The sequence below is a fragment of the Allobosea sp. P4_H5 genome (assembly GCF_056400825.1).
The window spans coordinates 302,176-314,175 of record NZ_JBFUKM010000004.1; the positions used below are offsets into that span (position 1 = coordinate 302,176).

11 protein-coding genes are annotated in these 12,000 nt (G+C 66.4%); 8 read left to right on the forward strand and 3 right to left on the reverse strand.

Features of this window, described 5'->3' with window-relative positions:
• The first annotated feature begins 86 nt into the window (after nt 1-86).
• The 3 genes from AC1DS0_RS10575 to AC1DS0_RS10585 all read left to right on the forward strand — a co-directional run bounded on the left by AC1DS0_RS10575 (nt 87) and on the right by AC1DS0_RS10585 (nt 3,263).
• The gene (locus AC1DS0_RS10575) at nt 87-1,322 is read left to right on the forward strand and encodes an MFS transporter (RefSeq protein WP_476814300.1); all 1,236 of its coding nucleotides are present in this window, start codon (nt 87-89) and stop codon (nt 1,320-1,322) included.
• Between the two features lie 223 nt (nt 1,323-1,545).
• A complete protein-coding gene (gene acuI, locus AC1DS0_RS10580; RefSeq protein ID WP_476814301.1) occupies nt 1,546-2,532 on the forward strand; it encodes an acrylyl-CoA reductase (NADPH) in 987 nt (328 codons plus the stop codon).
• Between the two features lie 77 nt (nt 2,533-2,609).
• Nucleotides 2,610-3,263 (forward strand): hypothetical protein, encoded by a 654-nt coding sequence (locus AC1DS0_RS10585; RefSeq protein ID WP_476814302.1) that lies wholly within the window; start codon nt 2,610-2,612, stop codon nt 3,261-3,263.
• A gap of 12 nt (nt 3,264-3,275) precedes the next feature.
• Here the strand turns inward: AC1DS0_RS10585 and AC1DS0_RS10590 are convergent, their stop codons facing one another.
• Nucleotides 3,276-4,178 (reverse strand): LysR family transcriptional regulator, encoded by a 903-nt coding sequence (locus AC1DS0_RS10590; RefSeq protein ID WP_476814443.1) that lies wholly within the window; start codon nt 4,176-4,178, stop codon nt 3,276-3,278.
• Nucleotides 4,179-4,265: 87 nt separating this feature from the next.
• On the reverse strand, nt 4,266-5,240 hold the full coding sequence (locus tag AC1DS0_RS10595; RefSeq protein ID WP_476814303.1) for an L-threonylcarbamoyladenylate synthase: 975 nt from the start codon (nt 5,238-5,240) through the stop codon (nt 4,266-4,268).
• Between the two features lie 167 nt (nt 5,241-5,407).
• On the opposite strand from AC1DS0_RS10595, the gene AC1DS0_RS10600 reads away from it, so the two are divergent.
• Nucleotides 5,408-7,183 (forward strand): acyl-CoA dehydrogenase, encoded by a 1,776-nt coding sequence (locus tag AC1DS0_RS10600; RefSeq protein ID WP_476814304.1) that lies wholly within the window; start codon nt 5,408-5,410, stop codon nt 7,181-7,183.
• Nucleotides 7,184-7,203: 20 nt separating this feature from the next.
• On the opposite strand, the gene AC1DS0_RS10605 is transcribed toward AC1DS0_RS10600, so the two are convergent.
• Nucleotides 7,204-7,995, reverse strand: coding sequence for a class I SAM-dependent methyltransferase (locus AC1DS0_RS10605; RefSeq protein ID WP_476814305.1), 792 nt, complete (start codon nt 7,993-7,995; stop codon nt 7,204-7,206).
• A 67-nt stretch (nt 7,996-8,062) separates the two neighbouring features.
• Here AC1DS0_RS10605 and AC1DS0_RS10610 point away from each other — a divergent pair, with 67 nt between their 5' ends.
• From AC1DS0_RS10610 to AC1DS0_RS10625, 4 genes are all read left to right on the forward strand, one after another.
• Entirely contained in the window at nt 8,063-8,923 is an 861-nt protein-coding gene (locus tag AC1DS0_RS10610) for an SDR family NAD(P)-dependent oxidoreductase (protein WP_476814306.1), read from the forward strand.
• Nucleotides 8,924-8,937: 14 nt separating this feature from the next.
• A complete protein-coding gene (locus AC1DS0_RS10615) occupies nt 8,938-9,798 on the forward strand; it encodes an SDR family oxidoreductase (protein WP_476814307.1) in 861 nt (286 codons plus the stop codon).
• 158 nt (nt 9,799-9,956) lie between these two features.
• The gene (locus tag AC1DS0_RS10620; protein ID WP_476814308.1) at nt 9,957-10,895 is read left to right on the forward strand and encodes a hypothetical protein; all 939 of its coding nucleotides are present in this window, start codon (nt 9,957-9,959) and stop codon (nt 10,893-10,895) included.
• Nucleotides 10,896-10,998: 103 nt separating this feature from the next.
• Complete coding sequence (locus AC1DS0_RS10625; protein ID WP_476814309.1) at nt 10,999-11,988, forward strand: magnesium transporter CorA family protein; 990 nt, start codon at nt 10,999-11,001, stop codon at nt 11,986-11,988.
• The last annotated feature ends 12 nt before the right edge of the window (nt 11,989-12,000 follow it).

Genomic DNA, 12,000 nt, shown 5'->3' on the forward strand with positions numbered 1-12,000 from the left:
GATGCGCAACGTAACGGAATCGCGTTGGTATGCTCAGGCTGCACACCCTATCGTGCAGACACACGATTCTCGCTCCGGAGCCCGTCATGACCGCAACCGCCAAGCGCGGCTACGCGCCGGAGATCATTGTCGCCGCCGGCTGTCTGATCGCGCTGATCAGCTTCGGCCCGCGCGCCAGCGCCGGCCTGTTCCAGCTCCCGATGATCTCCCAGTACGGCTGGGGGCGCGACACGTTCAGCCTCGCGCTGGCGATCCAGAACCTGCTCTGGGGCCTCGGCGCGCCCTTCGCCGGCGCGATCGCCGATCGCTTCGGCATGGTGCGGGTGCTCTGCGCCGGCGCGTTGCTCTATGCCGCCGGTCTGGTGACGATGTCCTATGCCTCGACGCCGCTGCAGCTGCACCTCGGCGCCGGCGTGCTGATCGGCTTCGGTCTCTCAGCCTGTTCGTTCAACCTGATCCTCGCCGCCTTCGGCAAGCTCCTGCCCGAGCAATGGCGGCCGCTCGCCTTCGGCGCCGGCACCGCCGCCGGTTCCTTCGGCCAGTTCCTCTTTCCGCCGATCGGCAACATCCTGATCGAGACGCTGGGCTGGCAGCAGGCGCTGATCGTCTTCGCCTTCACCCTGCTGCCCGTGCTGCCGCTCTCGGTGATGCTGGCGATGCGGGGATCGAAGCAGCCTGCTGCAGCGCCCGGCGCCGTCGCCGCCCCCAACCAGAGCATTTCGCAGGCGCTGGCCGAGGCCTTCAAACACCGCTCTTACGTCCTGCTCGTGCTGGGGTTCTTCACCTGCGGCTTCCAGCTCGCCTTCATCACCGTGCACATGCCGGCCTATCTCAAGGACACCGGCCTGCCGGCCTGGGTCGGCGGCTGGACGCTGGCCGCGATCGGCCTCGCCAATGCGGTCGGCTCGCTCGGATCCGGCTGGCTGACGGCGCGCATGCCCAAGCGCCATCTGCTCGCCTGGATCTATCTCGGCCGCGCCGTCGCGATCGCCGCCTTCATCCTCTTGCCGCCGAGCCCGATGACCGCGATCGCTTTCGGCATCGTCATCGGCGTGTTCTGGCTCTCGACCGTGCCGCCGACCTCGGCGCTGGTCATGCTGATGTTCGGCACCAAATACATGGCGATGCTCTACGGCTTTGCCTTCTTCTCGCATCAGGTCGGCGGCTTCCTTGGCGTGTTGCTCGGCGGCATCCTCTACGAGCAGTTCGGCTCCTACACCATCGTCTGGTGGCTCTCGGTCGCGCTCGGTCTCGCCTCGGCCGTGATCAACCTGCCGATCGTCGAGAAACCGGTGGCGCGCGCCGTGCCGCAGCCGGCCTGACCAAAGATTGCACGGTTGCCGCGCTTGCGGGCGGCGGCTGGGCGGGCTCAACTGAGCCCGCTCGCCGGAAACCATCCTCAGCCCTCATCCTGAGGAGCCGCGCAGCGGCGTCTCGAAGGATGCTCCAGGAGGTTCCGGAACCAGCTGGACCATCCTTCGAGACGCGATCTACGATCGCTCCTCAGGATGAGGGCTGAGGGGCTGCCTTCCCGGGAGTGAGTTCATGTCGACCTTCAAGGCCCTGATCGCCAATAAGGGCGAAGCCGGCACCAGCATCGCCTTCGGCGAGTTCGCCGAAGCGGACCTGATGGAAGGCGACGTCACCGTCCGCGTCACCCATTCGACGCTGAACTACAAGGACGGCCTCGCCATCACCGGCCGCGCCCCCGTGGTGCGCCGCTGGCCGATGATCCCCGGCATCGATTTCGCCGGGAGGGTCGAGACCTCCGGCCATCCCGACTTCAAGTCCGGCGACCTCGTCATCCTCAATGGCTGGGGCACGGGCGAGACGCATCTGGGTGCCTATGCTCAGAAGAGCCGGGTCAAGGGCGACTGGCTGGTGCCGCTGCCCGACGGCATGACCCCCGCCGAGGCGATGGCGATCGGCACCGCCGGCTACACCGCCATGCTCAGCCTGCTTGCGCTGGAACGCCACGGCGTGAAGCCCGCCGATGGTCCCGTCGTCGTCACCGGCGCGGCCGGCGGCGTCGGCTCGGTCGCGACCGCGCTGCTCGCCAAGGCCGGCTGGCATGTGATCGCCTCGACCGGTCGGCCGGAGGAGGCGGATTACCTCAAGGGCCTCGGTGCCGCCGAGATCATCGACCGGAACGAACTCTCCGCTTCCGGCCGCCCGCTCGGCAAGGAGCGCTGGATCGCCGGCGTCGACGCCGTCGGCTCGCATACGCTCGCCAATGTGCTGTCGATGACCAAGTACGGCGGCGCGGTCGCCGCCTGCGGCCTGGCGCAGGGCATGGACCTGCCGGCCTCGGTCGCGCCCTTCATCCTGCGCGGCGTCGCCCTGCTCGGCATCGATTCGGTGATGTGCCCGAAGCCGCGCCGGCTCGAAGCCTGGGCCCGTCTCGCGCGCGATCTCGACCGCGGCAAGCTGGCGGCCATGACGACGACCATCCCGCTGGAGGACGTCGTCGAGACCGGCCGCGCTCTGCTCGACGGCAAGGTCCGCGGCCGGGTGGTCGTCGAGGTGGGGTGACGCAGAGTTTCTTGCTTCACAGGTGCTATACATATGTCATACACGTATGAGGCGCGGCGATACCTTTCGGTGTAACAATGCGAAAGACGGCAATCGGGCTGCTGCTGATGTTGCTGCTTGGCCTGATGTTGGAAAGCAAGGCTGTTATTGCTCAGGAACCGCAGCGTACGGTTGCGTTCAATCCGGAATCCGGCTGCAAACCTGACGTCGCAAAGACACCATATGAGCACGCCTATTGTAGGAAATACGAATTAATTCAAGAATTTAAAGAGGATGAGCGCTGGTACGATCGGCAAAAAAGTATGCTGAATTACCTTTGGATCGGTGGTTCGATTACCGCACTAATTTTGACCGCGTTGACATCGTTTCTTATCGCCATTGGCTATGGGGAAGGCGGCCGTAACAAGATTTTTTTAGCTAGTCTGCCAGCGATTGCCGCGCTGGTAACGACTTTGATGGCGCAGTTCCAAATCCGAGAACTCTGGGAGCTTCGCGAGATGGGGCGATTCCGGATGCGCGAAATTATCGCCGAGGCCCGACTGGTAACAGCGGATGATGAGGTGAAGATGCGTGAGATTTTGAAACGCTTTGAGGATGAACGGATCAAACTTGCTCGCAATCAGGCGTCGCAGTTTTTCTCTAATATAGGCAGTATCGGCCGGGGATCCGCTCAAGAAAATGCCGCCGGCGAACCTAAGCGGCAGGTAACAGGCGGCTTGGCTCAGAAATAGCCTGAGGCTTACTTATCCCGCTCCCTCTAGCTGCGCCTTGCGCTTTGCCAGCTCTCCCCCAACGAAATCCATGAAGGCGCGCACGCGCGGCGCGTGCCTGATGTCGGGATGGGTCAGGATCCACAGCCCGGTGGAAAAGTCCGGGTCCGGTGGCAGCAGGCGCACGAGTCCCGGCCGCTGGTCGGCGATGAAGCAGGGCAGGGGCCCGATGCCCATCCCCTGCTCGACCGCTTCCGTCAGCCCGAGAACGGCCGAGGAACGCAGCGCGATGCGCTCGGCCGGGACATGGTCGCGGACGTAGCGGGCGGCCTTGACATAGCCGAGCGGGTCGCCGAGCGCGACCCAGTCTCGCCGGAACAGCAGCTTCGGCTCATGCGCCTCGGCCTCGGTCGCCGGCGCGCCGGCGTGGGCGTAGACGGCCCAGTTCAGATTGGCGAGGCGGCGGCCGACCAGCGTCTCGCCCGGTGAATCGCTGGCGCGGATGGCGACGTCGGCATCGCGACGCGAGAGGTTGAGCGTCTGGCTGGCCATGACGACGTCGAGCCGGATCAGCGGATGCGCCGCCCGGAACGCTGCGAAGATCGGCAGCAGCACATGCAGATAGAGTGTATCGGTGGTGGTGACCCGCAAGTCGCCGGAAGGAGCGAGGTCGCGCCCCGCCAGCCTGCGCCCGAAAGCGGTGACGTCGTCATCGATGCGCGAGGCCAGCGTCGTCATCTCCTCGCCCGCCGAGGTCGCGACATAGCCGGTCTTGCGCCGCTCGAAGAGGGCGTGGCCGAGTTGCTCCTCGATCTGGCCGAGCCGGCGGAACACCGTGGAATGATTGACGTTGAGCGCTGCGGCCGCTCCGGTCAGCCCCCCGGCATCGGCGATCGCCTTGATCAGGCGGAAATCATCCCAGGCGAGCTTCGACATCGACAATGGTCACTCTCCGGCAACTCCGCGCGCAGCATTGCCAGATCTTGCGGAATTGCAAGCGGTTGCAGGCGGTACGGCCGGATCTCAGCGCGGAGCGGCGGCGCGGCGCAGCCGGTCGTTGATCGCTTCGCCGAGGCCGTGCATCGGGATCGGAGCCACGGCGATCGTCGCCGGGCGCTGATCGTCGAGCCGGCGCATCGCGGCGAAGAGATTGGCGGCGGCCTCGGTCAGGTCGCCGGTTGGGCTCAGGTTGAAGGTGAGCGCAGGCAGTGCGGCGTTCGGTTCCTGTCCGAAGCCGAGCCAGGCTTCGCCCGGTCGTGGCGCCTCCGCATTCAGCCTGACGGCGGCGCGGGGCGCATAATGCGAGGCGAGCAGCCCGGGAGCGGTCGGCGCTGCGCCGCCTTCCTCGACGATGACGAGGGCTTGCCCGATCGCTGCTTCCAGCGCCGCGCGCGGCACGCCGCCTGGACGCAGCAGCCGCGGGGCGCCGCCAAGGCAGGCGACGATGCTGGACTCGACCCCGACCGCCGTCGGCCCGGCGTCGAGCACGGCGTCGATGCGGCCGTCGAGATCGGCGAGGACATGCTCGGCCTGCGTCGGGCTGACCCGGCCGGAGCGATTGGCCGAGGGCGCGGCGATCGGCCGGCCCGCCGCCTGCAGCACGGCGCGCGCCACCGGATGCGACGGCACCCGGAGCGCCACGCTGTCGAGCCCGGCACGGGCGAGGCTGCAGATCGTGCAGCCGCTGGAGGCGGGCACAACCAGTGTCAGCGGCCCCGGCCAGAATGCCTTCGCCAGCGCCAATGCCGGCGCATCGAACAGGCCCTGCCGACGGGCCGCCTCGACATCCGGCAGATGCGAGATCAACGGGTTGAAGCTCGGGCGCTCCTTGGCGGCATAGATCGAGGCGACGGCGCGGTCGTCGCTGGCGTCGGCGGCGAGCCCATAGACCGTCTCGGTCGGCAGCGCGACCAGCTTGCCGGCGCGCAGCAGCTCTGCGGCGGCGGCGATGCCGGCCTCGTCGGCGGAAAGGCGTTGGGTCTGGCGAGGTCCTGTCACGGTCGCTCTTGAAAGTTCATATGTAAACTATAACAATGCCGACGTGGCATGCGTGAACCTGCGCCGGCTTGCGCGTGGCGGCGGGCATAGTTCGTCGCTAACATCGCCGTCAAACGCAACGAGCAGAATGCCCGACTGGAATCCGCGGGCGCCGAGGGAGGTAAGCGATGTCGTACCGTGCTCCGGTCGAGGATATCCTGGCGACGATGCGCCATGTCGCCGGGCTCGACGCCCTGATCGACGAGGGGCTGGCACCGGAACTCGCGGATGGCGTCACCGAGGCGGTGCTTGAGGAAGCCGCGAAGTTCGCCGGCGATATCCTCGCTCCCCTGAACATCATCGGCGACCGGCATGGCTCCAGGCTCAAGGATGGCGTCGTCGTCACGCCGCCGGGCTGGAAGGAAGCCTATCACGCCTGGGCGCAAGGCGGCTGGAATGCGCTGCCGGGGCCGGAGGCCTATGGCGGTCAGGCTTTGCCAACGCTGATTCAATCCGCTTGCACGGAGATGTGGAATTCGGCTGCCTTCGCCTTCGCGCTCGGCCCGCTACTGACCGTCGGCGCGATCGAGGCGCTGCACGCCCATGGCTCCGATTATCTGAAGGAGACCTATCTCGCCAAGCTCGTTTCCGGCGAGTGGATGGGCACGATGAACCTGACGGAGCCGCAGGCGGGCTCGGACCTCAACGCACTGCGCTCCAAGGCCGAGCGCGCCGGCGACGGCACTTATCGCATCAGCGGCCAGAAGATCTTCATCACCTATGGCGATCACGAGATGACGGACAATATCGTCCATCTCGTCCTCGCCCGCCTGCCCGATGCCCCTCCCGGCACGCGCGGCATCTCGCTCTTCCTCGTGCCGAAATTCCTGGTCAATGCCGACGGCTCGCTCGGCAAGCGCAATGATGTCCGCTGCACCGGCGTCGAGCACAAGCTCGGCATCCATGCCTCGCCGACCTGCGCGATGAGCTATGGCGACGAGGGCGGCGCGATCGGCTGGCTGATCGGCGAGGAGAATCGCGGCCTCGCCTGCATGTTCACGATGATGAACAATGCCCGCCTCAACGTCGCGGTGCAGGGCGTCGCCATTGCCGAGCGCGCCTATCAGCAGGCGCTCGCCTTCGCGCAGGAGCGCAAGCAGGGCACCGCGCTCGATGCACCCAAGGGTGCGCCGATGAGCCCGATCATCGTCCATCCCGATATCCGCCGCATGCTGATGGAGATGCGCGCCAAGACGCAGGCTGCGCGCACGCTCTCGCTGCTGCTGGCCGCCTTGCTCGACCGCTCGCATCGCGAGCCCGACGAGGCCAAGCGCAAGGCGGCAGCCGAGCGGGCGGCGATCATCACACCGATCGCCAAGGCCTACGCCACCGATATCGGCGTCGAGGTCGCATCGACCGGCGTCCAGATCCATGGCGGCATGGGCTATGTCGAGGAGACCGGCGCCGCCCAACATCTGCGCGATGCCCGGATCGCCACGATCTACGAGGGCACCAACGGCATCCAGGCGATCGATCTGGTTCTGCGCAAGCTGCCGCTCTCCAATGGCGATGCGGTCAAGGCGCTGATCGGCGAGATGCGTGGCGTGGTCGCTGCTGTGCGCGAGGCCAATACGCCGGGCTTCGGCCACAGCGCGGCGCGGCTGGGCGCCGCCGTCGACTCGCTCGAGCGCGCGACCGAGTGGATGCTGGCGACGATGGGCATCGACCAGGCGAGCGCGCTTGCTGGCGCGACGCCCTATCTCAAGCTGTTCGCGCTCGCCCAGGGCGGTACCGGCCTGGCGAAGAAGGCGCTGGCACTGCAGGGCGAAGACCAGGGCGCCGCGGCGCTCGCCACCGCCCGCTTCTATGCCGAGCACCATGTCGGTGAAGCCACCGCGCTGGAGCTCGCGGTGACCGAGGGCGCCGGCGCGGTCGAGGATTCGGCTGCGGTCTTCGCGGCGTGATGCTATCCGCCGCGCCTCATCTATCGAACCGGCTTCCTCACGCGCATGTGCAGGAAGAGCGGTGCGATGTAGGTGTCGGCGAGATAGGGCACGGCCTTGGCCGTCTGCGCATCCACTCCCGGCTCGTGCATGTGCTCGATCCGGAAGCCGGTGGCGACCAGGAGGTTGATCCAGTCGCTCAGCGTACGGTGGAAGCGCGGCACCCGGAACGGCTCGACCTTGGCCTTCTCCTCGGCCGGCGCGGCGCCGAAGCGCCAGCTCTCGATCTCGCCGTCGCTGACGCGGAAATACTCGCGGACCTCGATGCCGAGCACGGTGCCGGCCTCGTCGCGCATGACCTTGCGGCCGGGCGCGGCGAAGCAGGGATGCAGGATCGAGAACTGCAGGAAGCCGCTGGGCTTCAGCACCCGCTTGGCCTCGGCGAGCACGCGGTCTTGGTGCGGCATGTCCATCAACGACATGAAGGCGGTGGCGAAATCGAAGGAGGCGTCGGCGAAGGGCAGGGCCATGCCGTCGGCGACGCGGTAGTCGATCCCGAGCGGGCTCGCAGCTTCGGCTTCCTGCGCGTGGCGGATGAAGGTCGGGGCGATGTCGATCGCGGTGATGCTCGCACCGGCCTCAGCGAGCTTGCGGGTGTTCGAACCTTCGCCGCAGCCGATGTCGAGGCCATCGAGGCCGTCGATGTCGGGCAGGTTGGCGAAGAAGGCCGGGGTGTTCTGGGCGTCCCGGTAGAGGTCGTAGCCGGCGCGCGCATGCCGGGTCCAGGTTTCGGCATTGGCCTCCCAGCAGGCCGCGACTTCGCTCGCTTCCATGATCGTCCTCGCCGTTCGGGGGAGGGGCTTCTAGCGGAGCCGCTCGCATTACGCCAGCGGTATCGCCATGGCCGATGACAGCCCGTTGAAGCCGCTCGCTGGCAAGGTCTGCCTCGTCGCCGGCGCCTCGCGCGGGCTCGGGCGCGGCATCGCCCGGGCACTCGGCCAGGCCGGCGCCAGCGTGATCGTCACCGGCCGCTCCAGCGAGGCGGGGCCACGCACCGACCAGCGCTCGGAAACCTTCGAGGACACCGCCCGCGAGGTCGAGGCTGCCGGCGGCCGCGGCGAGCCCTATCGCTGCGACCACACCAATGAGCGCGAGGTCGATCAGCTCGTCGCCTGGTGCTTACGCCGTTTCGGCCGGCTCGATTGCGTCGTCGATGCGGTCTGGGGCGGCAATGAAGGCTATGACGGCGAGCGCTATTCGGATGGCTCCGCCTTCGGCGCGCCATTCTGGCGCCGCCCGGTCGCCCGGCTGGGCCAGAGCTTCGAGAGTGGCGTCTATGCGCAATTGCTGCTGGCGCGTGCCGTCGCACCCGCCATGGTGCAGATGCGGCAGGGGCTGATCGTCACGGTGAGCTTCGACACTGCCGGCGGCTATCTCGGCGATGTCTTCTACGACTTGTCCAAGGCGGCGATGAACCGGCTGACGCTGGCGATGGCGCAGGAGCTGAAGCCCTACGGCGTCACCGCGTTCGGCCTGTCGCCCGGCCATGTCCTGACCGAGCGGGTGCGCGACGCCGGCATGGCCGACGAGACCACCGAGACGCCGCTCTATGCCGGGCGTGCGGTCGCGGCGCTGATGGCCGATCCGGATGTCGGCCGCCATGCCGGCCAGGTGCTGCATGTCGCCGATCTGGCGCGCGCCTATGGCTTCACCGATGCGGACGGCAGCCAGCCGGGCCGGTTCATTTTGCAGAACGAATGAGGGAGGAGACCAGCATGTCGCTCAAGGGCAAGACGCTCTTCATCACCGGCGGATCGCGCGGCATCGGGCTTGCCATCGCCATCAAGGCGGCCCGCGACGGCGCCAATGTCACCATCGCCGCCAAGACGGCCGAGCCGCATCCCAAGCTGGAGGGCACGATCTACACCGCTGCCGCCGAGATCGAGGCGGCAGGCGGAAAGTGCCTGCCGCTGATGGTCGACGTTCGCGACGAGCAGAGCGTCGCCGAGGCGATCGCCAAGACCGCCGAGACCTTCGGCGGCCTCGACATCGTCGTGAACAATGCCAGCGCGATCTCGCTGACCAACACCCAGATGACCGACATGAAGCGCTACGATCTGATGCACCAGATCAACACGCGCGGCACCTTCATGGTCTCGAAATACGCGATCCCGCATCTGGAGAAGGCGGAGAACCCGCACATCCTGATGCTGTCGCCGCCGCTCGACATGAAGATGCACTGGTTTGCGCCTCACCTCGCCTACACCATGGCGAAATACGGCATGAGCATGTGCGTGCTCGGCCTTGCCGGCGAGCTCGCGCCGAAGGGCATCGCCGTCAACGCGCTCTGGCCGCGCACCACGGTCGCGACCGCGGCGGTGAAGAACCTGCTCGGTGGCGACAAGATGGTGCAGGCGAGCCGCACGCCGGAGATGCTGGCCGATGCCGCCTACATGGTCTTCAACAAGCCCTCGCGCAGCTTCTCGGGCAACTTCCTGATCGACGACAACTTTATGGCGGGCGAGGGCGTCACCGACTTCACGCCCTACCGGGTCGATCCGTCGGTGCCGCTGATGCCGGACTTCTTCGTGCCCGAGGAGATCAAGCCGCCGCAGGGTGTGAAGGGCGGCGTCTAGCAGGCTGCCGGTAACCTGACCGGATTGTCACTTGCTTTCCCGTCATGCCGGCGCTCCGCTTCGCTGTGGCCGGAATGGTGAGGTCGGGCGGCATCATGGCTTTGCGAGCCGCCATGACGTAAGGTCAAATCCGCTTCGCTCAGGAGCCCCGTGGGGTTATGCTGCCGGCGAACGGCAGGCTTGCTCCGGCAGCTCGATCCGTTTCGGGGCGTGCTTTCCGAGCGCGATCCCTTGGGGAGGGTCGCATGGATCCCAAGGCTTATCTCGATCGCTACACCTATTTCAGCGTGACGAACCCGCTCTCCGGCCTGCCGGAGAAGGCCCCGCTCACGCGCTGGGGCTCGAACTGGACGAACGAGAACCGGAACAACGGAGTCGAATGCCAGACCGAGCACAACGCCTTCTTCACGCCGGCGGTGCACATGGCGATCGACGGCAAGCGCAAGGCCCGGTTGCCGTCCCGGTTTTTCCTGCAGGCCGACTACAAGAAGCTTTCGGCTTATGAAGGCTTCTACAAGATGAGCACGGTCCGGGCCTTCTGCGGCAAGGGCAGTCCCGATGAGATCGTCGATACGATCCGCCTGGCGATCGTGGCGGGACGGATCGGAACCGGCAAGGATCTCGCAGGCCGCCCGGCCGCGTGCAGCACGGTGGCCCAATACGTCACGCGGTTCATGACGATCGACTGCAATGCCTATGTCGGCAACTATTACGGCCTCAATCCGTCGTTCGATCTCGACTACTATGCCACCAAGCCGACGCGCCGGATGCGGATCGAACAGATTCGGCAGGGCGATGTCGTCGTCACCGTGAAGCCGGAAGGCAAGCACAAGCACGTTGCGCTGATCCACGACATAAAAGGCTTCGTGCCGGGTGGGCCCGCAGCTGGAACCGCCATCGTCACATTGTGCGAATGGGGGCAGGATGGCCCGGAGACCCATCACTACAGCACGGGCGAAAAGAAGTTCACCACGGGACCCAAGAGCAACTACGGAATCGGCTGGCAGGCCGGCAAGAATTTTCGCTACGTGTTCGCTCGGCCTCCGACGGCCATCGACAGCCGCGGCTGGGGGCTTGGCTCCCAGGAGACGGCCTGAAGCGGGGACGGATGGTCCCGTCATCGGTTTGACACTGCAGGGCGTTTGGAGTTGGTGCGCACAAATCCGCAGCGTCGCTGCGCCTGATTCCGGATGACCGGCCATGCTCCTGATCCACGGCATCTGCCAGACGAGCGGTGACAAGCTCGCGCATGGGACCCTCGCCGCCGATGAGGAGATTCCACCCGGCTCGATCTGGATCGATCTGCTCAATCCGACTCCGGCCGAGGATGCCAGGGTCGAGCAGCATCTCGGTATCTCGATCCCGACCAAGGAGGAGATGCACGATCTCGAACCGTCCGAGATCATCTATGCCGAGGACGGGGCGCACTACATGACGGCCCGGGTCATCTGCCAGTCCGAGACCAATGTTCCCAAGCTCGCGGACATCACCTTCATCCTGACCGAGAAGGCGCTCGTGACGGTGCGCTATGACGAGCCGGGCGCCTTCAACATCTTCCTGAACCGTGTCACCAAGCCCGGCGGCTGCGAACTCGAGCCGGCCGGCGTGATCGAGGGGCTGATCGAGGCTATCGTCGACCGCGCCGCCGAGGTGCTGCGCGGCGTCGGTGACCGCATCGATCTGCGTTCGCGTCAGATATTCGACGGCGACAGCGCCCATGTCGAACATGGGCGCGCCTATCAGGCGGTCGTGCGCAAGATCGGCCAGTACGAGCACATCATCTCGAATGTGCGCGAGAGCATGGTCTCGGTCGAGCGTGTGCTGCTCTACCTCTCGGCCAACTTCAAGCGCACCAAGAAGACGGCAGGCGGCTTCAATCCGGAGTGGCGCTCAGCCTTGCGCGACGTCCAGGCGATCGAGGAGCACGCCACCTCCCTGTCGAACAAGCTGCAATTCATGCTCGACGCGACGCTGGGCCTGGTCAGCATCGAGCAGAACAAGATCATCAAGCTGTTCTCGGTCGTCTCGGTGGCGCTGATGCCGCCGACCCTGATCGCCTCGATCTACGGCATGAACTTCAAGACCATGCCGGAGTTGGAATGGCAGCTCGGCTATCCCATGGCAGTCGGCCTGATGGTTCTCTTCGCCGTGCTGCCCTACATGTTCTTCCGCTGGAAAAAATGGCTTTGACCGTGCCGGGGC

Excerpts from the sequence above, each read along its gene's own strand:
- AC1DS0_RS10575 (WP_476814300.1), top strand. The coding sequence starts at position 87 with ATGACCGCAACCGCCAAGCGCGGCTACGCGCCGGAGATCATTGTCGCC.
- acuI (WP_476814301.1), top strand. The coding sequence starts at position 1,546 with ATGTCGACCTTCAAGGCCCTGATCGCCAATAAGGGCGAAGCCGGCACC.
- AC1DS0_RS10585 (WP_476814302.1), top strand. The coding sequence starts at position 2,610 with ATGCGAAAGACGGCAATCGGGCTGCTGCTGATGTTGCTGCTTGGCCTG.
- AC1DS0_RS10590 (WP_476814443.1), bottom strand. The coding sequence starts at position 4,178 with ATGTCGAAGCTCGCCTGGGATGATTTCCGCCTGATCAAGGCGATCGCC.
- AC1DS0_RS10600 (WP_476814304.1), top strand. The coding sequence starts at position 5,408 with ATGTCGTACCGTGCTCCGGTCGAGGATATCCTGGCGACGATGCGCCAT.
- AC1DS0_RS10605 (WP_476814305.1), bottom strand. The coding sequence starts at position 7,995 with ATGGAAGCGAGCGAAGTCGCGGCCTGCTGGGAGGCCAATGCCGAAACC.
- AC1DS0_RS10610 (WP_476814306.1), top strand. The coding sequence starts at position 8,063 with ATGGCCGATGACAGCCCGTTGAAGCCGCTCGCTGGCAAGGTCTGCCTC.
- AC1DS0_RS10615 (WP_476814307.1), top strand. The coding sequence starts at position 8,938 with ATGTCGCTCAAGGGCAAGACGCTCTTCATCACCGGCGGATCGCGCGGC.
- AC1DS0_RS10620 (WP_476814308.1), top strand. The coding sequence starts at position 9,957 with ATGCTGCCGGCGAACGGCAGGCTTGCTCCGGCAGCTCGATCCGTTTCG.
- AC1DS0_RS10625 (WP_476814309.1), top strand. The coding sequence starts at position 10,999 with ATGCTCCTGATCCACGGCATCTGCCAGACGAGCGGTGACAAGCTCGCG.